This window comes from Streptomyces sp. NPDC050433, from assembly GCF_044458565.1.
Taxonomy (GTDB): domain Bacteria; phylum Actinomycetota; class Actinomycetes; order Streptomycetales; family Streptomycetaceae; genus Streptomyces.
In genome coordinates this window covers 256183-282273 of record NZ_JBITIB010000004.1, presented here as the reverse complement: position 1 = coordinate 282273, position 26091 = coordinate 256183, and the positions used below count along the sequence as shown (strand labels likewise).

At 71.3% G+C, this 26091-nt stretch carries 27 protein-coding genes; 10 read left to right on the top strand and 17 right to left on the bottom strand.

The window, feature by feature from the left end; genetic code table 11:
* Positions 1-18 precede the first annotated feature (18 nt).
* The 7 genes from ACIBLA_RS07765 to ACIBLA_RS07735 all read right to left on the bottom strand — a co-directional run bounded on the left by ACIBLA_RS07765 (position 19) and on the right by ACIBLA_RS07735 (position 6688).
* The gene (locus ACIBLA_RS07765) at positions 19-201 is read right to left on the bottom strand and encodes a hypothetical protein (RefSeq protein ID WP_363241905.1); all 183 of its coding nucleotides are present in this window, start codon (positions 199-201) and stop codon (positions 19-21) included.
* A gap of 13 nt (positions 202-214) precedes the next feature.
* A complete protein-coding gene (locus tag ACIBLA_RS07760) occupies positions 215-874 on the bottom strand; it encodes a hypothetical protein (protein ID WP_399198085.1) in 660 nt (219 codons plus the stop codon).
* 175 nt (positions 875-1049) lie between these two features.
* A complete protein-coding gene (locus ACIBLA_RS07755; protein ID WP_356588655.1) occupies positions 1050-1847 on the bottom strand; it encodes a type III pantothenate kinase in 798 nt (265 codons plus the stop codon).
* Positions 1847-2869 carry a carboxylating nicotinate-nucleotide diphosphorylase gene (gene nadC / locus ACIBLA_RS07750; protein WP_399198059.1) on the bottom strand — a complete coding sequence of 341 codons (1023 nt, stop codon included), beginning with the start codon at positions 2867-2869 and terminating at the stop codon, positions 1847-1849. Before nadC ends, ACIBLA_RS07755 begins: the two co-directional genes overlap by 1 nt.
* Complete coding sequence (locus ACIBLA_RS07745) at positions 2866-4629, bottom strand: L-aspartate oxidase (RefSeq protein WP_399198084.1); 1764 nt, start codon at positions 4627-4629, stop codon at positions 2866-2868. The genes nadC and ACIBLA_RS07745 overlap by 4 nt, the downstream gene beginning before the upstream one ends.
* A 68-nt stretch (positions 4630-4697) precedes the next feature.
* Positions 4698-5753: a pantoate--beta-alanine ligase gene (gene panC, locus ACIBLA_RS07740; RefSeq protein ID WP_363241903.1), complete on the bottom strand. Its 1056-nt coding sequence runs from the start codon at positions 5751-5753 to the stop codon at positions 4698-4700.
* Entirely contained in the window at positions 5750-6688 is a 939-nt protein-coding gene (locus ACIBLA_RS07735) for a Rossmann-like and DUF2520 domain-containing protein (protein ID WP_399198058.1), read from the bottom strand. The genes panC and ACIBLA_RS07735 overlap by 4 nt, the downstream gene beginning before the upstream one ends.
* 155 nt (positions 6689-6843) lie before the next feature.
* Between ACIBLA_RS07735 and ACIBLA_RS07730 the strand changes: the two genes are divergently transcribed.
* Complete coding sequence (locus tag ACIBLA_RS07730; protein WP_363241901.1) at positions 6844-8067, top strand: beta-eliminating lyase-related protein; 1224 nt, start codon at positions 6844-6846, stop codon at positions 8065-8067.
* Positions 8068-8121: 54 nt separating this feature from the next.
* Positions 8122-9213 carry a DUF5937 family protein gene (locus ACIBLA_RS07725; RefSeq protein ID WP_363241900.1) on the top strand — a complete coding sequence of 364 codons (1092 nt, stop codon included), beginning with the start codon at positions 8122-8124 and terminating at the stop codon, positions 9211-9213.
* Between the two features lie 34 nt (positions 9214-9247).
* Here the strand turns inward: ACIBLA_RS07725 and ACIBLA_RS07720 are convergent, their stop codons facing one another.
* The 3 genes from ACIBLA_RS07720 to ACIBLA_RS07710 form a co-directional block, all read right to left on the bottom strand.
* Positions 9248-9850 (bottom strand): AAA family ATPase, encoded by a 603-nt coding sequence (locus tag ACIBLA_RS07720; protein WP_399198057.1) that lies wholly within the window; start codon positions 9848-9850, stop codon positions 9248-9250.
* A complete protein-coding gene (locus ACIBLA_RS07715) occupies positions 9850-10524 on the bottom strand; it encodes a response regulator transcription factor (protein WP_363241898.1) in 675 nt (224 codons plus the stop codon). The genes ACIBLA_RS07720 and ACIBLA_RS07715 overlap by 1 nt, the downstream gene beginning before the upstream one ends.
* 98 nt (positions 10525-10622) lie before the next feature.
* The gene (locus ACIBLA_RS07710; RefSeq protein ID WP_363241897.1) at positions 10623-11822 is read right to left on the bottom strand and encodes a sensor histidine kinase; all 1200 of its coding nucleotides are present in this window, start codon (positions 11820-11822) and stop codon (positions 10623-10625) included.
* Between the two features lie 186 nt (positions 11823-12008).
* On the opposite strand from ACIBLA_RS07710, the gene ACIBLA_RS07705 reads away from it, so the two are divergent.
* Both ACIBLA_RS07705 and ACIBLA_RS07700 read left to right on the top strand, forming a co-directional pair.
* Complete coding sequence (locus ACIBLA_RS07705; protein ID WP_363241914.1) at positions 12009-13004, top strand: SAM-dependent methyltransferase; 996 nt, start codon at positions 12009-12011, stop codon at positions 13002-13004.
* Positions 13001-14152, top strand: a complete 1152-nt coding sequence (locus tag ACIBLA_RS07700) for an NADH-quinone oxidoreductase subunit D (protein ID WP_399198056.1) — start codon at positions 13001-13003, stop codon at positions 14150-14152. The genes ACIBLA_RS07705 and ACIBLA_RS07700 overlap by 4 nt, the downstream gene beginning before the upstream one ends.
* A gap of 16 nt (positions 14153-14168) precedes the next feature.
* Here the strand turns inward: ACIBLA_RS07700 and ACIBLA_RS07695 are convergent, their stop codons facing one another.
* The 4 genes from ACIBLA_RS07695 to ACIBLA_RS07680 form a co-directional block, all read right to left on the bottom strand.
* The gene (locus ACIBLA_RS07695; RefSeq protein WP_363241895.1) at positions 14169-15314 is read right to left on the bottom strand and encodes a hypothetical protein; all 1146 of its coding nucleotides are present in this window, start codon (positions 15312-15314) and stop codon (positions 14169-14171) included.
* A gap of 107 nt (positions 15315-15421) precedes the next feature.
* Positions 15422-16396, bottom strand: coding sequence for an ABC transporter substrate-binding protein (locus ACIBLA_RS07690; RefSeq protein ID WP_363241894.1), 975 nt, complete (start codon positions 16394-16396; stop codon positions 15422-15424).
* 85 nt (positions 16397-16481) lie between these two features.
* Entirely contained in the window at positions 16482-17249 is a 768-nt protein-coding gene (locus ACIBLA_RS07685) for an ABC transporter permease (protein ID WP_399198055.1), read from the bottom strand.
* Between the two features lie 3 nt (positions 17250-17252).
* Positions 17253-17990 (bottom strand): ABC transporter permease, encoded by a 738-nt coding sequence (locus ACIBLA_RS07680; protein WP_363241892.1) that lies wholly within the window; start codon positions 17988-17990, stop codon positions 17253-17255.
* A gap of 143 nt (positions 17991-18133) precedes the next feature.
* On the opposite strand from ACIBLA_RS07680, the gene ACIBLA_RS07675 reads away from it, so the two are divergent.
* From ACIBLA_RS07675 to ACIBLA_RS07650, 6 genes are all read left to right on the top strand, one after another.
* On the top strand, positions 18134-19306 hold the full coding sequence (locus tag ACIBLA_RS07675) for an ABC transporter ATP-binding protein (protein WP_399198054.1): 1173 nt from the start codon (positions 18134-18136) through the stop codon (positions 19304-19306).
* 81 nt (positions 19307-19387) lie between these two features.
* Positions 19388-20254 carry a dihydropteroate synthase gene (gene folP, locus ACIBLA_RS07670; RefSeq protein ID WP_363241890.1) on the top strand — a complete coding sequence of 289 codons (867 nt, stop codon included), beginning with the start codon at positions 19388-19390 and terminating at the stop codon, positions 20252-20254.
* A 5-nt stretch (positions 20255-20259) separates the two neighbouring features.
* The gene (locus ACIBLA_RS07665; RefSeq protein WP_363241913.1) at positions 20260-20718 is read left to right on the top strand and encodes a nuclear transport factor 2 family protein; all 459 of its coding nucleotides are present in this window, start codon (positions 20260-20262) and stop codon (positions 20716-20718) included.
* Between the two features lie 210 nt (positions 20719-20928).
* On the top strand, positions 20929-21288 hold the full coding sequence (gene folB / locus ACIBLA_RS07660; RefSeq protein ID WP_363241889.1) for a dihydroneopterin aldolase: 360 nt from the start codon (positions 20929-20931) through the stop codon (positions 21286-21288).
* Entirely contained in the window at positions 21285-21881 is a 597-nt protein-coding gene (gene folK / locus ACIBLA_RS07655; RefSeq protein ID WP_399198052.1) for a 2-amino-4-hydroxy-6-hydroxymethyldihydropteridine diphosphokinase, read from the top strand. Before folB ends, folK begins: the two co-directional genes overlap by 4 nt.
* Positions 21882-22008: 127 nt before the next feature.
* On the top strand, positions 22009-22506 hold the full coding sequence (locus ACIBLA_RS07650; RefSeq protein WP_363241887.1) for a DUF3180 domain-containing protein: 498 nt from the start codon (positions 22009-22011) through the stop codon (positions 22504-22506).
* Positions 22507-22546: 40 nt separating this feature from the next.
* On the opposite strand, the gene folE is transcribed toward ACIBLA_RS07650, so the two are convergent.
* The 3 genes from folE to hpt form a co-directional block, all read right to left on the bottom strand.
* Positions 22547-23152, bottom strand: a complete 606-nt coding sequence (folE, locus tag ACIBLA_RS07645; protein ID WP_363241886.1) for a GTP cyclohydrolase I FolE — start codon at positions 23150-23152, stop codon at positions 22547-22549.
* A 111-nt stretch (positions 23153-23263) separates the two neighbouring features.
* On the bottom strand, positions 23264-25291 hold the full coding sequence (gene ftsH, locus ACIBLA_RS07640; RefSeq protein WP_363241885.1) for an ATP-dependent zinc metalloprotease FtsH: 2028 nt from the start codon (positions 25289-25291) through the stop codon (positions 23264-23266).
* A 195-nt stretch (positions 25292-25486) separates the two neighbouring features.
* A complete protein-coding gene (gene hpt / locus ACIBLA_RS07635; RefSeq protein ID WP_363241884.1) occupies positions 25487-26047 on the bottom strand; it encodes a hypoxanthine phosphoribosyltransferase in 561 nt (186 codons plus the stop codon).
* Positions 26048-26091: the final 44 nt, after the last annotated feature.

The following is a 26091-nucleotide window of genomic DNA, read 5'->3' as shown; positions in this document are numbered from 1 at the left end:
TCTACGACCCCGAGACCGTCAGGCGCCGGAAGGGCTGCCGCCCTGCTGCTCCACGGCCTCCGCGCGGGCGATCGCCGCGTCCACGGCCGCGTCCTCCTTGGTCTTGTTGTCCCCGCCCTGGCTCTTGACGATCGTCACGACCAGACCGATGAAGAAGGCGGCCATCACCACGGGGGGCAGGAGAGCGGATACGTAGTCCATGGCCCAAGAGTAGCTATCCGGCGGCCCGCCGCTCCGGCGGGGGCGCGGGCTTGCGACGTGGCGGGAAGACCTCGGACGGCTTGGGCATCGGACGCTCGGTGGCGGGGCGCCCGGGGGACGCCGGGCGGCGCGGCGGCGCGGGCTGCTTGCCCGGAGCCTTGGCGGGGGACTTGCCAGGGGACTTGCCCGGCTCCTTGCCGGGCTCCTTGCCGGGCTCCTCCTTGGGCGGCTCCGGGTCGGCCGCGGCACGGCCGCCCTGGAGCGCGAGCAGCCTCGTGCGGGGCGCGGGGGCGGCGGGTGAGCGGCCGGCGAGCCTGGCCCGTACGGAGTCCTCGGTGATCCGCTGACAGCGGTCGAGCAGCGCGTCGGCGACGGATGCGGCGCGCAGGGTGCGCAGAGCCATGAGGTCCTCCGGACGGGGGTCGTACCCGGCGGCCAGGGCGTCCTGGAGAAGCTCCAGATAGCCGGCGGCCGAGCCGGGAAGCGCGGCGCGGTAGCGGGCGAGGTCGGCGAGGAGGAAGGCGCGCAGCCGACCGGCCTCGCGGACCACCTCGTCCACGGACTCGGCCAGGCGCAGGCAGTCCTGGACGTCCTCGTCGGGGAGGGGAACGGGGTGGAGGGCGACGGCGAGGGCGCCTCGGAGCACACGCAACTCGTCTGCGCCGAACGCCATGCCGCCGCGGGATCCGTAGGGCGTGGGCATGAGGTGACGATACTCACGAATCGCACAAAATCGTCTAAACGCGAGAGCTGCGGCGCGGCGGGATGTGGGCCGTGACGCGGGCCGCCCCGATCCCCGGACGGCCGCTGTCGGGCCGGTGGGCGATCGGGGCGGAGCCGGGCGGGAGCTACATGCGGGAGACGTTCCGCTCGTACACCAGCCGCAGCCCGATCAGCGTCAGCCAGGGCTCGTGCTCGTCGATCACCGACGACTCGCCGAGGATGATCGGCGCCAGGCCGCCCGTCGCGATCACGGTCACCTCGCCGGGGTCCTCGGCCAGTTCGCGCGCCATCCGGGTCACGACGCCGTCGACCTGGCCGGCGAATCCGTACACGATGCCCGACTGCATCGCCTCGACCGTGTTCTTGCCGATGACGCTGCGCGGCCTCGCCAGCTCGATCTTGCGCAGCTGGGCGCCCTTGATGCCGAGCGCCTCGACGGAGATCTCGATGCCGGGTGCGATGACCCCGCCCGTGTACTCCCCACGCGCGCTGACCGCGTCGAACGTCGTGGCCGTGCCGAAGTCCACGACGACCGCGGGACCGCCGTACAGTTCGACGGCGGCGACCGAGTTGATGATCCGGTCGGCGCCGACCTCCTTCGGGTTGTCCACCAGGATCGGTACGCCGGTCTTGATGCCGGGCTCGACCAGGACCGCGGGGACGTCTCCGTAGTAGCGACGGGTCACCTCGCGCAGTTCGTGCAGGACGGAGGGCACGGTCGAGCAGATCGCGATGCCCTCGATGCCGTCACCCAGCTCGTCGCCGAGCAGCGGGTGCATCCCCATCAGTCCCTGAAGGAGGACGGCCAGCTCGTCGGCCGTACGGCGCGCGTCGGTGGACACCCGCCAGTGCTCGACGATCTCCTCGCCGTCGAACAGACCGAGCACGGTGTGGGTGTTGCCGACGTCGATGGTGAGCAGCATCAGACACCCGCCTCACGCAGGTCGAGGCCGATGTCGAGGATCGGGGCGGAGTGGGTGAGGGCGCCGACGGCGAGATAGTCGACGCCGGTCTCCGCGTACGCGCGGGCGTTCTCCAGGGAGAGCGTGCCGGAGGATTCCAGCAGGGCCCGGCCGGCGACGAGCGCCACGGCCTCCGCGGTCTCGGCCGGGGTGAAGTTGTCCAGCAGGATCAGGTCGGCGCCCGCGTCCAGGACCTCGCGGACCTGCTGGAGCGTGTCGGTCTCCACCTCGATCGCCAGGTCGGGGAACTGGTCCCGGACCGCCTTGAAGGCCTCCGCGACCCCGCCGGCCGCCACCACGTGGTTGTCCTTGACGAGCGCGGCGTCGGAGAGCGACATCCGGTGGTTGACGCCGCCGCCGCAGCGCACCGCGTACTTCTCCAGGGCGCGCAGACCGGGCGTCGTCTTACGGGTGTCGCGGACCTTCGCGCCGGTGCCTTCGAGCACGTCGGCCCACGCGCGCGTGGCGGTCGCGATGCCGGAGAGCCTGCACAGGAGGTTGAGGGCGCTGCGCTCGCCGGTGAGCAGGTCCCGGGTGCGGGTGGTGACGCTGAGGAGTTTCTGGCCGGCCTCGACGCGGTCGCCGTCCTCGAAGTGCCGCTCGACCTCGAAGTCCTCCGTACAGACGAGGGACAGGACGGCCTCCGCGACGCGCAGCCCGGCGACCGTGCCGCTCCTGCGGGCCGTGAAGTCGCCGGTGGCGACGGCGTCGGCCGGGACTGTCGCCACGCTCGTCACGTCCAGGCCGTGGGCCAGGTCCTCGCCGATGGCGACGTACGCGATGTCCTCGACCTGGACGGGGTCGAGCCCGGCCTCGGCCAGCAGCGCGGCGAGCGCGGGATCGAGACCGCACTCCTGGGAGTCCTCACCGTCGGAACAGCCGCAGCCGTCGCCGCAGCCCCCGGCGTCGGACGCCGGGGCGCCGATCTGGATGAGCGGTACGTCCACGGCCTCGGGGCGCGGACTGTCTTCGGGCGTGCTCACGGTGACGGCTCCCTGGGGACGGGGGGATCTACTGGATGTGCGGAATGTGCGGGATGTACGGCGGGAAATGCTGCGGTGTCGGTCCGGCTCAGCTCCAGGGCGCGGCCCGTGCCGAGGCGTACGACGAGGTGGCGGCGCCAGTCGGTTTCGTCGCGCTCGGGGAAGTCGTCGCGCCAGTGGCAGCCGCGGGTCTCCTCGCGTTCCAGGGCGGCGGCCACGAGGACGCGGGCCACGCACAGGAGGTTGGAGGTCTCCCAGGACTCGACGCCCGGCTGAGCGGGTTTGCCGGGGTCCTTGGGACGCAGGGCGTCCTGGAACACCGCCTCCAGGGCTTCGGCGGCCACGCCCAGGCTCGTGGCGGACCTGAGGACACCCGCGCCTTCGGACATGATCCGCTGGATCGTGAGGCGTGCCTCGGGGGCGATGAGCGGCAGGAGTGCGGCGGGCTGGGCCCTCGCGGGGGCGGGGCGGGCGACGGACGACGCGGCGGCCGGTACGGGTCGGGGGGCCGCCGCGACGGCGGCGATGTCCGCCGCGATGCGCTCGGCGAACACCAGCCCTTCGAGAAGCGAGTTGGACGCCAGCCGGTTCGCGCCGTGCACGCCCGTGCAGGCAACCTCGCCGCAGGCGTACAGGCCCGGCACGGTCGTACGGCCGCGCAGGTCCGTGACGACGCCGCCGGAGGCGTAGTGCGCGGCGGGCGCGACCGGGATCGGCTCGGTGACCGGGTCGATGCCGTGCGACCGGCAGGCGGCGAGGATCGTGGGGAAGCGGGTGGCCCACATCTGGGCGCCGAAGTGTCTGGCGTCCAGATACATGTGCTCGGCGCCCCGCTCCCGCATGCGGCGCATGATGCCCTTGGCGACGATGTCGCGGGGTGCCAGCTCGGCGAGTTCGTGCTGGTCGAGCATGAAACGGACACCGTCGGCGTCCACGAGATGGGCGCCCTCGCCCCGTACCGCCTCGGACACCAGCGGCTGCTGGCCCTCCGATCCGGCACCGAGGAACAGCACCGTCGGGTGGAACTGCACGAACTCGAGGTCGGAGACCTCCGCGCCGGCGCGCAGCGCGAGGGCCACGCCGTCCCCCGTGGAGACGGCGGGGTTGGTCGTCGCCGAGAAGACCTGGCCCATGCCGCCGGTGGCCAGGACGACGGCGGGGGCGCGGACGGCGCCGACGCCGTCGTGCTGGCCCTCGCCCATCACATGGAGGGTGACGCCGGAGGTGTTGCCGTGCTCATCCTTGAGGAGGTCGAGGACCAGCGCGTTCTCGACCGTGCGGAGGGAGGCTTCGCGCACCGCGTCCACCAGGGCGCGGGAGATCTCCGCGCCGGTCGCGTCGCCTCCGGCGTGGGCGATACGTCGGCGGTGGTGGCCGCCCTCGCGGGTCAGCTGGAGATCACCCGTCGCCGACGTGTCGAACCGCGCGCCGGTCCCGATCAGACGGCGTACGGCGTCGGGGCCCTCGGTGACCAGGGTGCGTACGGCCTCCTCGTCGCAGAGGCCCGCGCCCGCCACGAGGGTGTCGCTCAGGTGCTGCTCGGGGGTGTCACCCTCACCGAGGGCCGCCGCGATGCCGCCCTGCGCCCAGCGGGTGGAACCGTCGTCGAGGCGGGCCTTGGTGACGACGACCGTCCTGAGCCCGGCCGCAGCGCAGCGCAGCGCGGTGGTGAGTCCGGCGACGCCGGAGCCGACCACGACCACGTCGGCGTCGATGGCCCAGCCCGGTACGGGCGCGGTGAGCTGGATGCCGGCGGGCAGGCCGGCCCCCGGGGGTGTCGTCCCTCTCGGCTCCGTCGGCTCTCTCGGCTCCGGTGCGGACTCGGCGGTCACTGGGCGGCTCCGAACGTCAGGGGGATGTTGTCGATCAGCCGCGTCGCGCCGACCCGCGCGGCCACGGCGAGGACCGCGTAGCCGGTGTGGCCGTCCGGGACCTCGGTGAAGTCGGCGGGGTCGACGAGGGCCAGGTAGTCGAGCGTGAAGGACGGGCTGTCCCTGACGGCCTGGTCGAGGACGACGCGGGCCGCCGACCGTACGGCGTGCGCGCCCCAGCCGGGCGTCTGCGGCGTACCGGACGCCGCCTGGGCCACGGCGTGGGTGTCGGCGGCGGCACGGGCCTCGCCGAGCGCGGAGAGGGCTGCCGCGCGGGCCTTGGACGTGGGCGCGGACTCCGCGCGGGCACGCAGCGCGTGCTGGGCGCCGAGGCGGTCCCGCGCGGCGAAGAGCGCGCGGGAGAGCGCGAGCGCGGTGCGGCGTTCGGGCGCGGAGAGGTAACGGTTACGGCTGGACAGCGCGAGACCGTCGTCCTCCCGGACCGTCGGCACGGCGACGATCTCGACGGGAAAGTTCAGATCGCGGGCCATCCGCCGGATCAGCGCGAGCTGCTGGGCGTCCTTCTGTCCGTAGAAGGCGACGTCGGGGCGGGTGAGATGGAGCAGCTTCGCGACGACGGTGAGCATGCCGTCGAAGTGGCCGGGCCGTACGGCGCCTTCGAGGCGCTCCCCCATGGGGCCGGCGGAGATCCGCACCTGGGGTGCGCCACCGGGATAGACCTCGGCGACGGACGGCGCGAACACGGCGTCGGCGCCTGCCGCCCCGGCCGTCTTCAGGTCCGATTCGAGGGTCCGGGGGTAGCGGTCGAGGTCTTCGCCCGCGCCGAACTGGAGCGGGTTGACGAAGACGGTGACCACGACGAAGCCGGCCGGGCCGACGTGCGCGCGGGCGGCGCGTACGAGTGCGGCGTGGCCGTCGTGGAGGGCGCCCATCGTCATGACCACGGCGGTACGGGCGGCGGGCGCGGGCTCATGAGCGGCCGAGGGCCGGTCGCCGTGCCGGGCGAGCAGCCGGTCCAGCTCCGCGCGTGTGGAGGCCAGTTCGAGGCTCATCGATCGCTCCCCCGGTGGTGGTCGTCGTCGGCGAGGACGTCCAGCAGGTCCTCGGCCAGCGCCGGCTTGAGCAGGCCGTGGGCGAGCGCCCGGTCGGCCGTCGTACGGGCCATCGCGAGATAGCCGGGCACGGCGGCGGGCGCGTGCTCGCGCAGCTCGGCGACATGCGCGGCGACCGTGCCCGCGTCGCCGCGTGCCACGGGGCCGGTGAGCGCGGCGTCGCCGGAGCGCAGCGCGTTGTCGAGGGCGGCGCCGAGGAGTGGGCCGAGCATCCTGTCCGGGGCGGCGACCCCAGCCTTGCCCAGCAGCTCCATCGACTGGGCGACCAGCGTGACCAGGTGATTCGCTCCGAGCGCCAGCGCCGCGTGGTAGAGCGGGCGGGCGTCCTCCTCGATCCACTCGGGCTCGCCGCCCATCTCGATGACCAACGCCTCGGCGGCCAGCCGCAGTTCCTCGGGTGCGGTGACTCCGAAGGAGCAGCCCGCCAGCCGCTGGACGTCCACGGAGGTGCCCGTGAACGTCATCGCCGGGTGCAGCGCGAGCGGCAGCGCGCCCGCGTGCAGGGCGGGCGCCAGCACCTTCGTGCCGTACCGCCCCGAGGTGTGGACCAGCAGCTGTCCAGGACGGACGGCTCCGGTCTCGGCGAGCCCTTCGACCAGGCCGGGCAGCGCGTCGTCCGGGACGGTCAGCAGCACCAGTTCGGCGCGGGCGAGCACGTCGGCGGGCGTCACCAGCGGCACGTCGGGGAGGAGGACGGCCGCCCTCCGTACAGAGGCGTCGGAGACGCCCGACGCGGCGACAGGGCGGTGACCGGCGAGCTGGAGAGCGGCGGCCAGCACGGGTCCGACGCGGCCGGAACCGACGACTCCGACCGTGAGACGGGCGGGCCTGTCGCGCGGATCACGGGGATCGGTGGGGACTGCTGATGCGTTCACGCGGCGGGGCCTTCCGTTCCAGTCCGCGACGGGTACCGGACGATTTCTCGCCATGCTACGCCAGCGTTTCGCGGCATTCCCCGACTGTCCACAGGCTGTGGGCGGCCTCGGGAAAAGGGCTGGTCGGGCCGCTCGCCGTGGTCGATGATCCCCCCATGGGAGAGACGAGCGAGCAGGACGAACGACGACGACGGCTGGCCGCCTGGCACAACTCCGGGCGGACGCTGTGGCGAAGCTCCGCCGACCGCCCCGTCGGCGAACGGCTGGCCGCCGTGGCGGCGGACGCGTCGTCGGTCTACGACCTGGACGAATGGACGGATGTGTACGGGGGCGGGGTCGTCGCCGAACTGGAGAGCCGGGTGGCGTCCCTGCTCGGCTTCCCGGCCGCCGCGTTCTTCCCGACCGGGACCATGGCGCAGCAAGTGGCGCTGCGCTGCTGGGCGGGGCGTACCGGGAACACGACCGTGGCACTGCATCCGCTCGCGCACCCGGAGGTGCACGAGGGCGGGGCACTGTCCGCCGTCAGCGGCCTCCGTACGATCCACCCCACGTCCGAGCCCCGGCTGCCCACGGCCGACGAGATCCACGCGACGGACGAGCCGTTCGGCACGCTGATGCTGGAACTGCCGCTGCGCGACGCCGGGTTCGTGCTGCCGACGTGGGACGAGCTGGTCGCCGTGGTGGCGGCGGCACGGGAGCGCGACGCGGTGGTGCACTTCGACGGGGCGCGGCTGTGGGAGTGCGTGACCCACTTCGGCCGGCCGCTGGAGGAGATCGCGGGACTCGCGGACAGTGTGTACGTGTCCTTCTACAAGTCCCTGGACGGGATGTCCGGGGCGATGCTCGTGGGGCCTTCGGCTGTGGTCGAGGAGGCGCGGGTGTGGCGCCATCGGTACGGAGGGCAGGTCTTCCAGCAGTATCCGGCGGCGCTGTCCGCGCTGCTGGGGCTGGAGCGGGAGCTGCCGCGGCTGCCGTCGTACGTCGCGCACGCGCGCGTGGTCGCGGCGGCGCTGGCGGAAGGGTTCGCGGATTCGGGGCAGGAGTCGGGGCAGGAGTCGGAGTCGGGGGCCCCGCGGGCGTCGGCGCCGTGGTTCCGGGTGCACCCGCGGCGGCCCCACACCCACCAGTTCCAGGTGTGGCTTCCGTACGAGGCGCGGGTGCTGAGCGAGGCGGCGGTGCGGCAGGCCGAGGAGACCGGTGTGACGCTGTTCCGCCGCTGGTTCGATTCGGGCGCGGGCCCGCCGGGCGTCGCGGTGACGGAGGTGACGGTGGGGTCGGCCGGGCTGGAGTGGACGGCGGACGACGTCCGGCAGGCCGTACGGGAGTTCATGGCGCGCCTGGAGGAGGAGAACGCCCGCACCGACGGCGCCGCCGATTGACCGGCGCCGTCAATCGTCCGCCGCGTTGTCAGTGGTGGCGTGCAGCATGGGTGCATGAGCGTGACCATCGACATCACCGGGCTGCCCCACGAGCGGATCGTCTTCGGACCGTCCCCGCTCGCCGAGCTGGGCGCCGCCCTGCACGCGCTGTCCGAGCCCGGCCACCACGCCCGGCTGCACGGCTGGGTCACGTCCACGTCCGCCGGTCTCAAGCCCGAGCTGGCCGACCGGCTGCACGAGGCCGACTTCCTGTGGCGGTCCACCCGCTCCGACATCCTGCTGCCCGCCCACCCCCGCGAAACGCTGGCCGAGGAGCTCGACGACGTCGACAGGCTGCCGGACGAGCAGTACGTGGCGGCGGCGCTGGAGATCTCCTGCGCCAGCCAGTACGACACGGGCGCGCCGTCCCCGCTGGTGGACGCCCGGACGCGCGAGCGCGCGCTGGACCTCGCGGAGGCGCGCGGGCCGCACCAGTCCGCGTTCGTACGGCGCATGCTGGCCGACCCGCCCGCCGTCCGGGCGTGGATACGGCGGCTGCTGGAGGACTGCGACGAGGCGTTCTTCGCAGACACCTGGCGGCGCGTCCGGGTCCAACTGGCCGCCGACGCCCGGCACAAGACCGATCTGCTGCGGCGCAAGGGCCTCGCGGAGGCCGTGGCCGCCGTCTCGTCCGCCGTGACGCTCCAGGAGACCGGAGCGGTCACCGCCGTCGTCGTGGACAAGCTCTCGTCGGGCCGCGCGAGCGCCGCCGGGTCGGGCCTGACCTTCCTGCCGACGGCCTTCGGCTGGCCGCATCTGATCGCGCTGCACGCACCCGGCTGGCAGCCGGTCGTTCAGTACCCGGTGGGCAGCCCGGAGCCGTCCGGCGGCGCACCCTCCGTGGAGACGGTCAAGCTGCGCCTGGAGGCGGTCGCGCACCCCATGCGGATGAGGCTCTGCCGGAGTCTGGCGCGGGGTTCGTTCACGACGGGCGAGCTGGCGGACACGTACGGCATCACGGCGCCGGAGGTGTCGCGGCATCTCTCCGTGATGCGCAAGGCCGGGCTGCTGACGACCCGCCGCCGGGGGCGCTATGTGCTGCACCAGCTGGACGTGACCATGGTCGCCAGGCTCGGCAGCGACTTCCTGGAGGGTGTGCTGCGATGACGGACGCGCCCCGGGGTGCCGCTCGGACGCGCTTCTAGTCGAAGCGGATGTGCTTGATGCCCGTCCACGTGCGCCGCAGGCGGTGGCGGAGCGCGCTGTCGGTGTTCGGGGCGAGCCGCAGCCCCGCCGACGCGGCCACGGCATCGGCGACTTGGGGAATCGTCACGCTGTCGGTACGGATGTGCTCGCCGAACTCCGGCCTGGACAGCTGCTCCAGGCAGTGGTCCAGCTTGGCGACGGCGAAGCTCTCCCGCTTGAGACCCAGCCCGAGTCCTCGTTCGGTGAGCCTCTTCAGGACGGTCCCGCGTTCGGCGAGCAGCGCGAAGTGGCGTACGTCGTGCCCCTCTTCGCGCAACCGGCCGACGGTCTCCGTGAAGTAGCCCTCGTCGACGAGCGTCATGGGGGCGATCACCGTGCCGTCGTGCTCACGCAGCACCAGGTCGAGCACGTCGTGGACGCCCTGCCGCCAGACCGGCAGGTCCTGGAAGTCCCTCCGGAGCCGGGCGGGCATCATGCGGTGCAGCCCGAACCCGACCAGCTCGGGATCGCAGATGGCGCTGCCCGGCAGCCGCCGTGCGATCTCGTGCGCGGTCTGCGTCTTCCCGCCCCCGAAGGGCCCGTTGATCCACAGGAGCATCAGAGGGGCCCGCCCCCGGCGCGCACCAGCCCCGACTCGTACGCGAGCACCACGACCTGCACCCGGTCGCGCAGGGCGAGCTTCGTGAGGATGCGGCCGACATGCGTCTTCACGGTGGCTTCGGAGAGCACCAGCCGGGCGGCGATCTCGCCGTTCGACAGCCCCTGGGCGACCAGCAGCATGACCTCGCGCTCGCGGCCCGTCAGCCGCTCCAGCGCGCCGGTGGCGGTGTTCTCCTTGCCGCTGGGCAGCATGGCCGAGAAGCGGTCGAGCAGCCGCCGCGTCGTGGACGGCGCGACGACCGCGTCACCGCTGTGCACGGCGCGGATCGCGGTCAGCAGCTCGGACGGCGGCACGTCCTTGAGCATGAAGCCGCTGGCGCCCGCCTTGAGCCCCGAGAAGGCGTACTCGTCTAGGTCGAACGTCGTCAGGATGAGCACCTTGGGCGCTCCGGGCTCCGCGCAGATGCGGCGGGTCGCCTCGACGCCGTCCAGCCGGGGCATGCGTACGTCCATGAGGACGACGTCCACGGCGGTGCCGCGCAGATTCTCGATCGCCTCCGCGCCGTCGCCCGCCTCCGCGACGACCTCCATGTCGGGCTGTGCGGCCAGCACCATGCGAAAACCGGTGCGCAGCAGCACCTGGTCGTCGACGAGCATCACACGGATCGACATCGGCGGGTTCCTTCTCGATCGGGGGTGGTCGGTAAGCGGGTCGGTAAGTAGGTCGGTCGCGGTTCGGGTCGCGGTTGCAGTCGCGTGCCGTACGCCGCTCAGTGCGCGGGCTTCAGTGGAAGCAGCGCGCTGATCCGGAAGCCGCCCCCCGGCCGCGGCCCCGCGTCGAGCGTGCCGCCGACCATGCCGACGCGCTCCCGCATCCCGATGAGGCCGTGGCCCCGGCCGTCCGCGCCGCCGTCCACGTACAGCTCGTGGCCCGCGCCGCGCCCGTCGTCCTCGACCAGGAGTCCGAGCCCGTCGTCGAAGTAGACCAGACGCACGCTGGCCCCCACATCGGGTCCGCCGTGCTTGCGGCTGTTGGTCAGGGCTTCCTGCACGATCCGGTACGCGGTCAGCTCCACCCCGCTCGGCAGCGACCGAGGGGTGCCCTCGACCTTGAAGTCCACGGTGAGCCCCGCCGACCGCACCTGCTCGACCAGATCCTCTATCTGCTGGACGTCGGGCTGCGGCACGTACTCGCCGCTCTCCTGGACGTCCCCCGTCCGCAGCACACCCAGCAGCCGGCGCATCTCCGCCAGCGCCTGCCGTCCGGTGCCCGAGATGGTCTCCAGGGCCTGCCTGGCCTGCTCGGGCGCGGTGTCCAGGACATAGGCGGCGCCGTCGGCCTGGACGACCATCACCGACACGTTGTGCGCGACGACGTCGTGCAGCTCGCGGGCGATCCGCGCGCGCTCGGCGGCGACGGCCACCTTGGCCTGCGCCTCGCGCTCCTTCTCCAGCCGGGACGCGCGCTCCTCCAGCTGGGCGAAGTAGGCGCGGCGGGTGCGCACGGAGTCGCCGAGCACCCACGCGAGCGCGAAGGGCACGCTCATCACGACGGTGAGGAAGATCTGCCCGCCGAGACCGGCCTCGGCCGTGGGCCAGCGCAGCTGCGCCAGCGGCGTCGCGGCCAGGCCGCCGATCAGGCCCAGCTGCTTGGCCCAGGGCGGGCCGCCCCGCGCGGCGACGGTGTAGATGAGCGCCAGCATGGCGAAGTTCGCCGGATTGGGCCGCACGCCCGTCAGGAGCTGCAGCACTCCCAGCACGGCCAGGAGCAGCAGCATCTTGTCCGGGGCCCGGCGGCGCAGCGCGACGGCCAGCGACAGCAGCAGAGTGATCCCCAGGGACAGGGGGCTCAGCCGGGTGCCGACATCCGCCTGCACCACCCACAGCCCGGAAAACCCGAAGAGCATCACAGCCCAGAAGCTGTCGACGCCCGTCGGGTGTCTGCGGAGGAAGTCATAGAGGCGCTGCACGTAACCCAGCGTAGGGAAGCCGCAGAGGTAGAAGGGTCAACCGGAGGGCCGATCCGGTCGCTCGGCACGTACTCCCCAAGGTGGAGACTTGGGCCTGTGACGGATGAGACGTGTAAGCGCGACGGGATTCACGGGGCCGCTCACGGCTCTCCGTGGGGCGTGGAGCCGCGTGGCTGGGCCGCGGCCATGGAGAGCGCCCTGTACGGCCCGGAGGGCTTCTACCGGCGTCCTGAGGGCCCTGCGGGGCACTTCCGCACCTCCGTCCACGCCTCACCGCTCTTCGCGTCGGCCGTCGCGCGGCTGCTGGTGGCGACCGCGGAGGCGCTGGACACCGACGAGATCGCTCTGGTCGACGTCGGGGCGGGGCGCGGGGAACTGCTGACGGGGGTCCTGGCCGCCGTACCGGACGGACTGGCCGTACAGCCGTACGGCGTTGAACGGGCCGCGCGCCCGCCGGGGCTCGATCCGCGCGTCGAGTGGACCGACAAGCCGCCGGCCGGTGTGCGGGGGCTGCTCTTCGCCAACGAGTGGCTGGACAACGTGCCGTTGGACGTCGCCGAGACGGGGCCCGACGGCACCGTGCGGTACGTCCTGGTCGGCCCCGACGGTACGGAGCGGCCCGGCGCGCCGGTCGACGGCCCGGACGCCGCCTGGCTGGCGCGCTGGTGGCCGTCGGCGGAGCCGGGCGCGCGGGCGGAGATCGGCCGCACCCGTGACAAGGCGTGGGCCGCCGCGGTGGCGACGCTGGACCGGGGGCTGGCGGTGGCCGTCGACTACGCCCATGTACGGGCCGACCGGCCGCTGTTCGGGACGCTGACCGGGTTCCGGGACGGCCGCGAGGTACGGCCGGTGCCGGACGGCAGCTGCGACATCACCGCCCATGTGGCGCTGGACGCGTGCGCGGCGGCGGGCCGGACGGCGGACGACGCGGACGCCTCCGCACGTGCCGAAGGCACGGGTGGGACGGGCGCCTTCGTACTGAGCCAGCGCGATGCCCTGCACCGCCTCGGCGTCAGCGGCGAGCGCCCGCCGCTCTCCCTCGCCACGACCGACCCCGCCTCCTACGTACGCGCGCTCGCCACCGCCGGCCAGGCGGCCGAACTGACCGCCCGCGGCGGCCTCGGGGACTTCGGCTGGCTGCTGCGGCCCGTCGGTACGGCTCTGAGAGACTGGGCCGCATGACGGAGACCACCCGCACCACGGTCGGCATCGGCGGCGCGGCCGAGAGCACGGACATGGTGCTCAACATCGGGCCCCAGCACCCCTCCACGCACGGGGTGCTCCGGCTGCGTCTGGTGCTCGACGGTGAGGTGATCCAGCACGCCGAGCCGGTCATCGGCTACATGCACCGGGGCGCCGAGAAGCTGTTCGAGGCGCGCGACTACCGCCAGATCGTCATGCTCGCCAACCGCCACGACTGGCTGTCGGCGTTCTCCAACGAGCTGGGTGTGGTGATGGCCGTCGAGCGCATGCTCGGCATGGAGGTGCCGCAGCGCGCCGTCTGGACCCGGACCCTGCTCGCCGAGCTGAACCGGATGCTGAACCATCTGATGTTCCTCGGCTCGTACCCCCTCGAACTGGGCGGGATCACCCCGGTGTTCCACGCCTTCCGGGAGCGCGAGGAGCTTCAGGCCGTCATGGAGGAGATCTCCGGCGGCCGGATGCACTTCATGTTCAACCGCGTCGGCGGTCTCAAGGAGGACCTGCCCGCGGGCTGGCTGGGCCGCGCCAGGCACGCGGTCGCCGAGGTCCGTTCGCGGATGGACGTGTACGACAGGCTGGTCCTCGGCAACGAGATCTTCCGGGGCCGGACCCGCGGTGTGGGCGTCCTCTCGGCGAACGCCGTGCACGCGTACGGGGTTTCGGGGCCGATCGCGCGGGCCTCGGGCGTCGACTTCGACCTGCGCCGCGACGAGCCGTATCTCGCGTACGGCGAACTCCAGGACACGCTCAAGGTCGTCACCCGCGAGGAGGGCGACTGTCTCGCCCGCTTCGAGTGCCTGCTCGGTCAGACCCACAACTCGCTGGACCTCGCGGACGCGTGCCTTGACCGCATCGCCGGTCTGGAGCCCGGTCCGATCAATCAGCGGCTGCCCAAGGTCCTCAAGGCGCCCGAGGGGCACACGTACGCCTGGACCGAGAACCCGCTCGGCATCAACGGCTACTACCTGGTGTCGAAGGGCGAGAAGACGCCGTACCGGCTGAAGCTGCGCTCGGCGTCCTTCAACAACATCCAGGCACTCACCGAGCTGCTGCCGGGCACCCTGGTCGCCGACATGGTGGCGATTCTCGGTTCACTGTTCTTCGTCGTCGGCGACATCGACAAGTAACGCGCTCCGACGCGATTCAGGAGCCGATCGCGCTGCGCAGCTGCCCCAGCGGCTCCGCCTCGTCGTGTTCGGTCAGGTCGATGACCTGACCCACGGCCCGGTCCTCGCCCCTGCGCTGCCCGGCCAGGGCCTCCTCGCCTGCCACATCGGCCAGGTCCTCGTGCTGCACGCGCTCCAGCTGCGCCGGGTCGGCGGGGCCGTCCTCCGTCGCGTCGCCGGCGGTGGAACCGTCAGCGGCGGGACCGCCCTTCTGCGTACCGAAGAAGTCGAAGCCTCCCTCGGGGCCCCGCTGGAGCCGGTGCCGCCGGTTGTACGGGACGATCGCCGACGCGCCCGGATGGGGGCGGGTGGCGGGCAGGGCCGACGTCGGCCGGGCCTTCAGCGGCAGCGCGGACGACGGGCGCGCGTGCTCCGCGGCTGCCGCCGCCTCCGCCTCCGCGCGGCGCTTCCTGTCCGCCTTCTCCTGCTCGGCCCTCTCGGCGCGGGCCTTCCGCTCGGCCTTCGCCGCCCGCTCCGCCCGCTCCGCCTCCACCGCTGCCTCGCGGGCCGCGCGCGCTGCGAGTTCACGCCGACGGGCCTCTTCGAGGATCCGCTTGGTGTACTGCGTCGCGCCGTTGCGCGTCAGGTCCTCCAGCGCCTGCGCGGCGCGGAAGTACGCCGACGCGGTGGGCGTACTGCCCGCGGGGGGCAGGGCCTTGGGCTCGCGGGCCGCTTCGATGGCGAGCTGCCGCCTGCCCTCCAGCGCGCTCGCGCGCGCGGTCTCCGCCGTGGCGTACCGGCGCAGGAGCGCGGCGTGCTCACCGCGCAGCTTGGCGAGTTCCACCCGCTTGGCGCGCAGCTTCGTGTCGAGCCGGGTGCGAATCTCGCGTGATTCCTCGATATCCGTTTCGAGTTCGGCTATTCGCTCCTCGGTCTTCCACGCCTCGCTCTCCTGCGCGCGCAACAGTTCCGCGACGCGCCTGCCCGCCGCCCGGTCCCAACTGCGCATCAGATACGCGCCGGTGGCGGCGGCCGCCGCGGTGACGGCCACCAGGCCCCGGAGCGCCACGGGTTCCGCGAGGAGCCAGGCACCCGCGGCGCACAGGGCCGCGGCCCCCGCTACGGCCGACGGCGGAAGAATCCTGTGGAGGGGCGGGGAATGGCGGTGGCGTCCACGTGGCATGGCCCGAAATTTACCGCGCGTGGACGCGGAATGGGGGTCGGCCGGACAATCTTTCCCCGTCCGTTGCCGACTCCACTCCGGTTCCCCTGCTTCCCGCTGCTTCCTGCCTACTTGCCGATCAGGTCTTTGGACTCCAGATACTCCTTGGCGACATCCGCGGGCTTCGCGCGCTCCGCGTCGACCTTCAGGTTGAGCTTCGCGAGATCCTCTGTGGTGAGGGTGTCGGTGAGCTTGCCGAGAAGGTCCGCTATCTCCTGGGAACCAGCGTCCTTGGCATTGACCACCGGAAGTACGTTGTCCGCGTTCTGGAGCTTCTTGTCGTCCTCCAGGACCACCAGTCCGAAGCTGTCGAGCGTGCCGTCGGTGGTGGTGCTGAGGACCAGTTGGTCCTTGCCGTCCTTGACCGCCTGCTTGGCCTGCGGAGTGCCGACACCCTGCGGATCGATGCCGGTCACGTCGATGCCGTACGTCTCCTTGAGACCGGGCGCGCAGAACGGCCGTACCTCGCACTCGTCACCCGCGGCGATCTTCACCTTGAGCTTCGACGCACCCAGATCCGAAAGGGTCTTGAGGTTGTTCTTCTCGGCGTATTCCTTGGTGACGGCGAAGGCGTTCTGGTCGACCGCCTTGCCGGCGGGGAGCACCTTCAGTCCGCGAGGCTCGGCCAGCTTCTGCAGGGCGGCGACCGTGGCGTCCGCGTCGCTGGAGGCGAGAGGCTTCTTGACGGCCTCTTCCGCACCGTTCACCTTGGCGTTGAGGAATTCGGTGAGCGTCGCCGCGTATTCCGGGACGACATCGATCTCGCCCTTCTCCAGGGACGGCTCGTACAGCTCGCGGTTCTTCACCGTGGTGACGGAGGCGTCATATCCGCCGTCGTCGAGGATCTGCGCGTACAGCTCGGCGAGCACCTTGGACTCGGTGAAAGCGGCGGCACCGACGACGAGGGAGCCCTTCTTGTCGGAGGCCGAGCCCTTGTCCGAGCCGCCGTCCGATTCGAGGCTGTCGCCGCCGCACGCGGCGAGCGACCCGGTCAGGGCGACAACGCCAAGTACCGCACCCGCCATGCGCGAGGTCTTGCTCATGAGAATTCACCATCCGTAGAGAGGCCAGAGGAAAAGGCCGGAGAAGTCGGTCGTCACACGCTTGCTCGTCACACGCTCGGTCGTGTCACACGGTCTTGGTCACCCGGTCCCGCGGAAGCACGTCGTCGGTACTGAGGGCGTCAGCCGCACCGCCGTCCCGCGCGCCGGGCACCGGTGCCCGGACGACGGCGGCGGACGGAGACGGGTCCAGCACCCGGTCCAGCGCCATGAGCACGCCCTCGACGAGCAGCGCGAGCAGCGCCACCAGGAGCGCGCCCGCGACCACCTGGGGGGTGTCGTACGTGTTGAAGCCGGCGGTGATGATCCGGCCGAGGCCGCCCTGCCCCACCATCGCCGCGATGGTGGCCGTGGCGACCACCTGGACGGACGCCGACCTGAGGCCGGTCATCACCATCGGGTACGCGAGGGGCAGCTCGACCCGCAGAAAGAGCTGGCGCCCGGACATCCCCATGCCCCTGGCCGCTTCGAGCACCGCGCGGTCCACCTCCCGCATGCCCACGTAGGCGTTGGTCAGCAGCGGCGGCACGGCGAAGAGCACCAGCGCGATGATCGTCGGCACATAACCCGCGTTGCGCAGCGGGGAGAGCATGAACAGGGCGAGCACGGCGAAGACCGGGATCGCCCGCCCCACGTTGGAGATGTTGACGGCGAGCGCGCCGCCCTTGCCGATGTGTCCGAGGTAGAAGGCCGTCGGAAGGGCTATCGCGCAGGCGAGCGCGAGGGCGATCCCACTGACGTACACATGCTCGCCGAGCCTGGCCAGCGCCCCGCCTTCGCCGGACCAGTTGGAACCGGTGATCAGCCAGGTCCACGCCTCGCCCAGAACACCCATGGGTCAGCCCCCCACCTTCACCGGGCGGCCGGGGCCGCCCGCGCGCGCGGGACGTGGCGCCCCGTCCTTGCCCGTACGTATGCGGGTCCAGGGCGTGAGCAGCCGCTGGAGTCCGAGGAGCAGCAGGTCCGCGGTGACGGCCAGCAGCACGCAGAGCACGGAGGCGGCGAGCACCTGTGCCTTGAACAGGCTCGGCAGCGCGTCCTCGATGAGATTGCCGAGCCCGCCGCGCCCCACGATCGAGCCGACGGTCGTCAGCGCGATCGTCGAGACCGTCGCGATCCGGACACCCGCCATCAGCGCGGGCAGCGCGAGCGGCAGCTCGACCTCCCACAGCAGCCGCCCGGAGCCGTACCCCATCCCGCGGGCCGCCTCCTTGGCATCGGCGGGGACGGATTCGAGGCCCGCGACGACATTCCTCACGAGGATCGTCAGTGAGTACAGCACCAGGCCGGTGACCACCAGCGCCGACGACAGCCCGAAGAACGGCAGCAGCAGCGAGAACATCGCCAGCGACGGGATCGTGTAGAGCAGTGTCGTCAGTCCCAGCACGGGGCCGGCGAAAGCCGGTTTGCCGCGGGCGAGCAGGGCCAGCGGAAAGGCCACGAGCAGCCCGATGAGGACCGAGACGACGGTGATCCAGATGTGCTGGACCGTCGCATCGATCAACTCCTGGCTACGGGAGCGGAGATACTCTCCGCAGATCCATTCGTTCGCCGCCAGACAGCTTTGAGCGCTCATCCACCCCCGCCTCCCCTATCTCCCCGAACGTATGTCTGGTGTGTTTGTCTGGGCGACCCTATCCCCGACCACTGACAATCACGGAAGGCCGCCACATTCCAGCAACATTGCCTTCACACAAGACCCGTCACAATGGGGAAATCATGATCCGATTCGAGCACGTCACCAAGCGGTACCCGGACGGCACCACGGCCGTCGACGACCTCAGCCTGGAGGTCGGAGCGGGCGAGCTGGTCACGCTCGTCGGACCGTCGGGCTGCGGCAAGACCACCACGATGAAGATGGTCAACCGGTTGACCGAACCGACCGAAGGCCGGATATTCATGGACGGGGACGACATATCGACCATCGATCCCGTTCAACTCCGCCGCCGGATCGGCTATGTGATCCAGCAGGTCGGCCTGTTCCCGCACAAGACGATCCTGGACAACACGGCGACCGTCCCCCATCTCCTCGGCTGGCAGCGCGGCAAGGGCCGGGAGCGTGCCGCCGAACTCCTCGACCTGGTCGGCCTCGATCCGTCCGTCTACGGCGACCGCTACCCCGAGCAGCTCTCCGGCGGACAGCGCCAGCGCGTCGGCGTGGCACGGGCGCTGGCCGCCGATCCGCCCGTCCTGCTGATGGACGAGCCCTTCGGCGCGGTCGACCCCGTCGTACGCGAACACCTCCAGAACGAGTTCCTGAAGCTCCAGGCCGCCGTCAACAAGACCGTGCTCTTCGTCACGCACGACATCGAGGAGGCGGTCCGGCTCGGTGACCGGATCGCCGTCTTCGGGCAGGGCACGATCGAGCAGTTCGACGCCCCCGCCGCGGTCCTGGGCGCGCCCGCCACGCCGTACGTCGCCGACTTCGTCGGCGCGGACCGAGGCCTGAAGCGGCTCTCGGTCACACCGATCGAGGAGGGCGACCTGGAGCAGCCGCCCGTCCTGCATCTCGACGACCCGTTGCGGGCCGCCGCGGCGAAGCTTTCAAAGGAGGGCGCGCGCTGGGCGGTCGTCCTGGACGCCGAGGACAATCTGCACGGCTGGATCTCCACCGAGCAGACCGGCCTCTCGGGCACCGTTCGCGAGCACGCCCGTCGGATGGAGGCCTGGCTGCCCGTCGGGGCCTCACTCAAGCAGGCGTTCTCCACGATGCTCCAGCACGACGCCGGCTGGATCGCCGTCATCGACAAGGAGGAGACGGGGCGCTTCCTCGGTGTGCTGACCCCGGCCCGGCTGCACGAGGCGCTGCGCCGCTCGATCGACGCCGACGCGCAGGCGATCCCCCGCACCGAGGTGGAACTGGAGACCGTCGCCCAGATCGCCGCCTCCTGACCGCGCCCCGAACACGTCCTGACCGCGTTCCGACCGCGTCCTCCGGTGGGGCTTCCCTTCGACGGGCCTAGGGTGGGACGTATGAGTACGTTGCGTGCGCAGGGCGGCAGGGGCACGGTCGACGGCCTGCCGGAATGGGACCGCTGCGCGGTCATGGGGGTCGTCAACGTGACGCCCGACTCCTTCTCCGACGGCGGTCGCTGGTTCGACACCACCACCGCCGTCAAGCGAGGCCTCGATCTGGTCACCGAGGGCGCCGACCTGGTGGACGTCGGCGGCGAGTCCACCCGCCCCGGCGCCTCGCGGGTGGACGAGGAGGAGGAGCTGCGGCGCGTCGTGCCCGTCGTGCGGGGCCTGGCCTCAGAGGGCGTCACCGTGTCCGTGGACACCATGCGGGCCTCCGTCGCCGAGCGGGCGGTGGCCGCCGGCGCCGTCCTGGTCAACGACGTCAGCGGCGGCCTCGCCGATCCGGCCATGGTGCCCGTGGTCGCCGCCGCGGGCGTGCCCTTCGTCGTCATGCACTGGCGCGGCTTCAGTCAGGAGATGAACAGCCGCGCGCACTACACGGACGTCGTCGCCGAGGTGGTGGCCGAACTGCGCGAGCGCATGGAGGCGGTGATCGCCGGCGGTATCGCCGCCGAGCGCCTGGTGATCGACCCCGGCCTCGGCTTCGCCAAGGGCGCCGAGCACGATCTCACGCTGCTGGCCCACCAGGCGGACCTGCGGGAGCTGGGCAGACCCCTGCTGGTCGCCGCGTCCCGCAAGCGGTTCCTCGGCCACGTACTGGCCGGTGCCGGCGGACCGCCGCCCGCGCGCGAGCGGGACGCGGCCAGCGCCGCCGTCTCGGCGATCGCCGCGCACGAGGGCGCCTGGGCGGTACGGGTGCACGAGGTACGGGCGACCGCCGACGCCGTCCGCGTGGCGCGCGCAGTCGAGGGAGCCCGGTGAGGAGCCTGCCGAGCGGGACCGACAGGGAACAGGTCGACGCCCTCAACACGGCCTTCTACGAAGCCATGGAGCGCGGGGATCTCGACGAGCTGTCCGAGCTCTGGCTGGACGGCGACAACCCCGGTGTCAGCTGCGTCCACCCCGGCTGGCCGGTGCTCTCGGGCCGGGGCGAGGTGCTGCGCTCGTACGCGCTGATCATGGCCAACACCGAGTACATCCAGTTCTTCCTTACGGATGTCGTGGTGTCCGTCGCCGGTGACACCGCCCTCGTGACCTGCACCGAGAACATCCTCAGTGGCGGACCGGCCGAGGAGAGCGGCGCGCTCGGCCCGCTCGTGGGCCAGCTGGTGGTCGCCACGAACGTCTTCCGCCGCACCCCCGACGGCTGGCGGGTCTGGTCCCACCACGGCTCACCGGTACTGGCCGAAACCGACGACGAGCAGGACGACGAAACTCCCGCCTGAGTGGGTAAGCGACCCTACGAGAGGCGGTTCCGCGCCGCTGGGGCTACCCTGCGGTCCCTGTGACGCGAAGCCCGCCGCGGGCGCTGTCCGCGGCGTCCGAGGCCCCCACGGGCAGGTCGTGTCGGTGCCCGCGAGTAGATTCGACCGGGACATCCGCCTCCGCATACGGCATAGTGCCCCACTTGACCAACGACAGCAGGAGTGATTCGCGTGGACCGTCTCGCGCTGCGCGGGCTCAAGGCTCGTGGGCACCATGGCGTCTTCCCCCACGAGCGCGAGGAGGGGCAGACCTTCATCGTGGATCTGGTGCTGAGCCTCGACACCCGCCCCGCCGCGGCCGGAGACGACCTCGCGAGAACCGTCCACTACGGAGTCGTGGCCGAGGAGGTCGTGGCCATCGTGCGGGGCGAGCCGGTCGACCTCATCGAAACGCTCGCCGAGCGCATCGCGGAACAGTGTCTGAAGCACGACGGCGTCGACGAGGTCGAGGTGACGCTGCACAAGCCGGACGCCCCGATCACGGTGCCCTTCGACGATGTGACCATCACCATCACCCGGAGCCGAGTATGAATCCCCAGAGCGACCCGACCGTTCAGCCGGTGCCGGCCTCCGTGGTGGCTCAGGTCGACGCGGCGGACGTCACCCTGTCCAATCCGAAACGCGCCGTGATCAGCCTCGGATCCAACCTCGGCAACAGGCTGGAGACCCTTCAGGGCGCCATCGACGCGCTGGAGGACACGCCGGGCCTTCGGGTCAAGGCCGTCTCCCCGGTGTACGAGACAGTGCCCTGGGGCGTCGAACCGGGCTCCCAGCCCTCGTACTTCAACGCGATCGTCGTGGTGAAGACCACGCTGCCGCCCTCGTCCCTGCTGGAGCGCGCTCAGGCCGTCGAGGAGGCCTTCGACCGCGTCCGCGTGGAGCGCTGGGGGCAGCGCACGATCGATGTCGACATCGTGGCGTACGCGGACGTCGTCTCGGACGACCCGGTGCTCACCCTGCCGCACCCGCGCGCACATCAGCGGGCCTTCGTGCTCGTGCCCTGGCACGACGTGGAGCCCGAGGCGCTGCTGGCCGGTCGGGGCGCGGTCTCCGAACTGCTCGCCGTGGTGGAGCAGGACGGCGTGGAACCGCGAGCGGACCTGGAACTTCGCCTGCCCGACTAGTCGTTAGGCTCTGCGAATCGGTCGGTCGGCGGTCGGTCGGTCGGTCGGTCCGACCGACCACAGGCGGCGGCGGTGTGCGCGGGTGGTGTGCACCGGTGAGGATGACGGTGAAGGGCGGGCTCACGCGGTGAGGCAATTGCGGATCAGGGTTCTGGCGGGCGTCTTCGCCGTGGCCGGGGTGCTCTCGTGGGCCGGTGCGCGCCTGTGGGACTCGCTCGGCACCCTGCCCAGCGTGCCCCTGGCCGCGCCCATCGTGCTCGGGCTGATCGCCGTCGTCCTCGCGGCGACGGCACTCTCGCTGCGCTCCCGGCTGCGCGCCCAGCGCGAGCGCCGGCCGGGGGCCAAGGGCGTGGATCCGCTGATGGCGGCCCGCGCGGTCGTCTTCGGCCACGCGAGCGCGCTGGTCGCGGCGCTGGTCGCCGGGATGTACGGCGGGACGGGCGTCTTCCTGCTCGGCTCCCTGGACATCCCCGCCCGACGGGACCAGGCCATCTACGCGGGATTCTCCGTGGTGGCCGGCATCGCGGTGATCGCCGCCGCGTTCTTCCTGGAGCGGGTCTGCAAACTGCCCGAAGGGCCCGACGACGAGAACCTGGGGCGGGGCCCGGGCGCCACCCGCGCCTGACCGCACCGGCACTCGCGGCGGCCGTAGCGCTCACGGTGGTTCAGCGGGCCATGATCAGGCTCATCGCTTCGTTACGGGTCGCCGGGTCGCGCAGCTGTCCGCGTACCGCCGAGGTGATCGTCTTGGCACCGGGCTTCCGTACCCCGCGCATGGACATGCACATGTGCTCGCACTCGACGACCACGATCACGCCGCGCGGTTCCAGGATCGTCATCAGCGAGTCCGCGATCTGCGTGGTCATCCGCTCCTGGACCTGCGGCCTGCGGGCATAGACGTCCACCAGGCGCGCCAGCTTCGACAGCCCGGTGATCTTGCCGTCGGTCGACGGGATGTACCCGACGTGCGCGACACCGTGGAACGGCACCAGGTGGTGTTCGCAGGAACTCTGTACCTCGATGTCCTTGACCAGGACCATCTCGTCGTGGCCGATGTCGAACGTCGTCGTCAGGACGTCCTCGGGCCGCTGCCACAGTCCCGCGAATATTTCCTTGTACGAGCGGGCCACCCGGCCCGGCGTCTCACGCAGGCCCTCACGGTCCGGGTCCTCCCCGACCGCGATCAGAAGCTCCCGGACGGCGTTCTCGGCCCGCTTCTCGTCGAACTCGCCGATCACACCCGCGCCGTCGAGCCTCACGGGGTTGGTCATCTGGGCCTCGTTCCTCCGCCGTTCCATGCGCGGCCACACAAATGCCGCGCCCCACCAGGCTAAGACCTGTGGGACGCGGCATCTATTCCGGGCCTGGTAAGAGGCTCGGGATCAGCTCTCCGGACGCTCCTCCGGGACGGCCTCGGCCGACGAGTCGCCGGTCGCCACACCGGGAAGCGCGCCGTTGCTACCGGTCGCCCCGTTCGTGAGGGCCAGCTCCTTGGGCGAGAGCACCGGCGGACGTGTCGAAGGTGTACGCCGCGAGGAACCGGTCCAGGCCGGACGGGCCGGGCGCCGCACGATCGTCGAGAAGATCTCGGCGATCTGATCCTTGTTGAGCGTCTCCTTCTCCAGCAGCGCGAGGACCAGGTTGTCGAGAACGTCGCGGTTCTCGACGAGGATCTCCCAGGCCTCGTTGTGCGCCGTCTCGATCAGCTTCTTCACTTCTTCGTCGACCAGCGCGGCGACCTCTTCCGAGTAGTCACGCTGGTGGCCCATCTCACGCCCGACGAAGGGCTCCGTGTTGTCGCCGCCGAACTTGATCGCGCCAAGCCGCTCGGTCATGCCGTACTGCGTGACCATGGCCCGTGCCGTCGCCGACGCCTTCTCGATGTCGTTGGCCGCGCCGGTGGTCGGGTCGTGGAAGACCAGCTCCTCCGCCGCGCGCCCGCCCATCATGTAGGCGAGCTGGTCGAGCATCTCGTTGCGCGTGGTCGAGTACTTGTCCTCGTCCGGCAGGACCATGGTGTAACCGAGGGCCCGGCCGCGGGACAGGATCGTGATCTTGTGCACCGGGTCGGAGTTCGGAGACGCCGCCGCGACCAGGGCGTGGCCGCCCTCGTGATAGGCGGTGATCTTCTTTTCCTTCTCGGACATGATCCGGGTCCGCTTCTGCGGGCCCGCCACGACTCGGTCGATGGCCTCGTCCAGCGAGTGGTTGTCGACGAGCTTCTTGTCGCTGCGCGCCGTCAGGAGCGCCGCTTCGTTCAGCACGTTCGCCAGGTCCGCGCCGGTGAAGCCGGGCGTACGACGGGCGACAGCGCCCAGGTCGACGTCCGGGGCGACCGGCTTGCCCTTCTGGTGGACCTTGAGGATCTCCAGACGGCCCTGCATGTCGGGGCGGTCGACGGCGATCTGACGGTCGAACCGTCCCGGACGCAGCAGCGCCGGGTCGAGGATGTCGGGCCTGTTCGTGGCGGCGATCAGGATGACGCCGCCCTTCACGTCGAACCCGTCCATCTCGACGAGCAGCTGGTTGAGCGTCTGCTCGCGCTCGTCGTGGCCACCACCGAGGCCCGCACCGCGGTGCCGGCCGACGGCGTCGATCTCGTCGACGAAGACGATCGCCGGGGCGTTCGCCTTGGCCTGCTCGAAGAGGTCACGAACTCGGGAGGCACCGACACCGACGAACATCTCGACGAAGTCGGAACCGGAGATCGAGTAGAACGGGACGCCGGCCTCACCGGCGACGGCGCGGGCGAGCAGTGTCTTACCCGTACCGGGCGGGCCGTAGAGCAGCACGCCCTTCGGGATCTTGGCGCCGACGGCCTGGAACTTCGCGGGCTCCTGAAGGAACTCCTTGATCTCGTGAAGTTCCTCGACGGCCTCGTCGGACCCCGCGACGTCGGCGAACGTCGTCTTGGGGGTGTCCTTCGTAATGAGTTTGGCCTTGGACTTCCCGAACTGCATGACTCGGGAGCCGCCGCCCTGCATCTGATTCATCAGGAACAGGAAGACCACGACGATGAGGATGAAGGGCAGCAGGGTGAGCAGCACAGAGATGAACGGACTCTGCTTGGAAGGCGAGACCGTGTAGCCCTGCTTGATGTCACCGCTCTCGAACTTGTTCTGCAGCTTCTCGGCCAGAGCGGAGCCCTGCGAGCCGATGTAGCTGGCCTGAACCTTGTCGCCGCCCTGGACCTTCTGACCGTCCTTGAGGTCGATCTTGATGGTCTGTTCGTCGCCTGTGGTCAGCTTGACCTGGTCGACCTGGTTCTTGTCGATCGCCTGGACGACCTCGCCGGTGTCCACCGTCTTGTAGCCGCCCGACGAGCCGACGACCTGCATCAACACGACCACGGCGAGGACGGCCAGCACGATCCACATGACCGGCCCACGGAAGTATCGCTTCACGTCCATCCATACGGAGCGAGAACGCCCCGTCCCTCCTGCCCGTAGGTAAATGCTGCTGTGAGAAAAGACTGTTCTTCGGACGGTACCCCAGCATTGTCACCCGCGACCGCGCGGGACTGCCGGTAAACCCGTCTTCCCATGCTCCAACGGCGGGACGGGCGCCGGGGTTCCCGGTCCGGCCCGGCGGGCTCGGTGGCCGGCTCAGCCGCCGTACACATGGGGGGCGAGCGTGCCGACGAATGGAAGATTCCGGTACTTCTCCGAGTAATCAAGGCCATAACCGACGACGAACTCATTGGGAATGTCGAAACCGATCCATTTCACATCGATCGCGACCTTTGCGGCATCCGGCTTACGGAGCAGCGTGCAGACTTCCAGCGAGGCGGGCTCGCGCGAACCGAGGTTCGACAACAGCCATGAGAGCGTCAGACCCGAGTCGATGATGTCCTCGACGATCACGACGTGCTTGCCCTTGATGTCGGTGTCCAGGTCCTTGAGGATCCTGACCACACCGGACGACTGCGTCCCGGCGCCGTACGAGGACACGGCCATCCAGTCCATCGTCACCGGGGTGGACAGGGCACGCGCCAGGTCCGCCATCACCATGACGGCGCCCTTGAGGACGCCGACGAGGAGGACGTCCTTACCCGCGTACTCCGCGTCGATCTTGGCGGCCAGTTCGACCAGCTTGGCGTCGATTTCTTCCTTGGTGATGAGCACCGACTTGAGGTCGGCGCCCATGTCCTTGTCGTCCACCCGCATCACTTTCGTTGTCGGCCAGGAGGCCGGAACTCGCCACCCCGGTA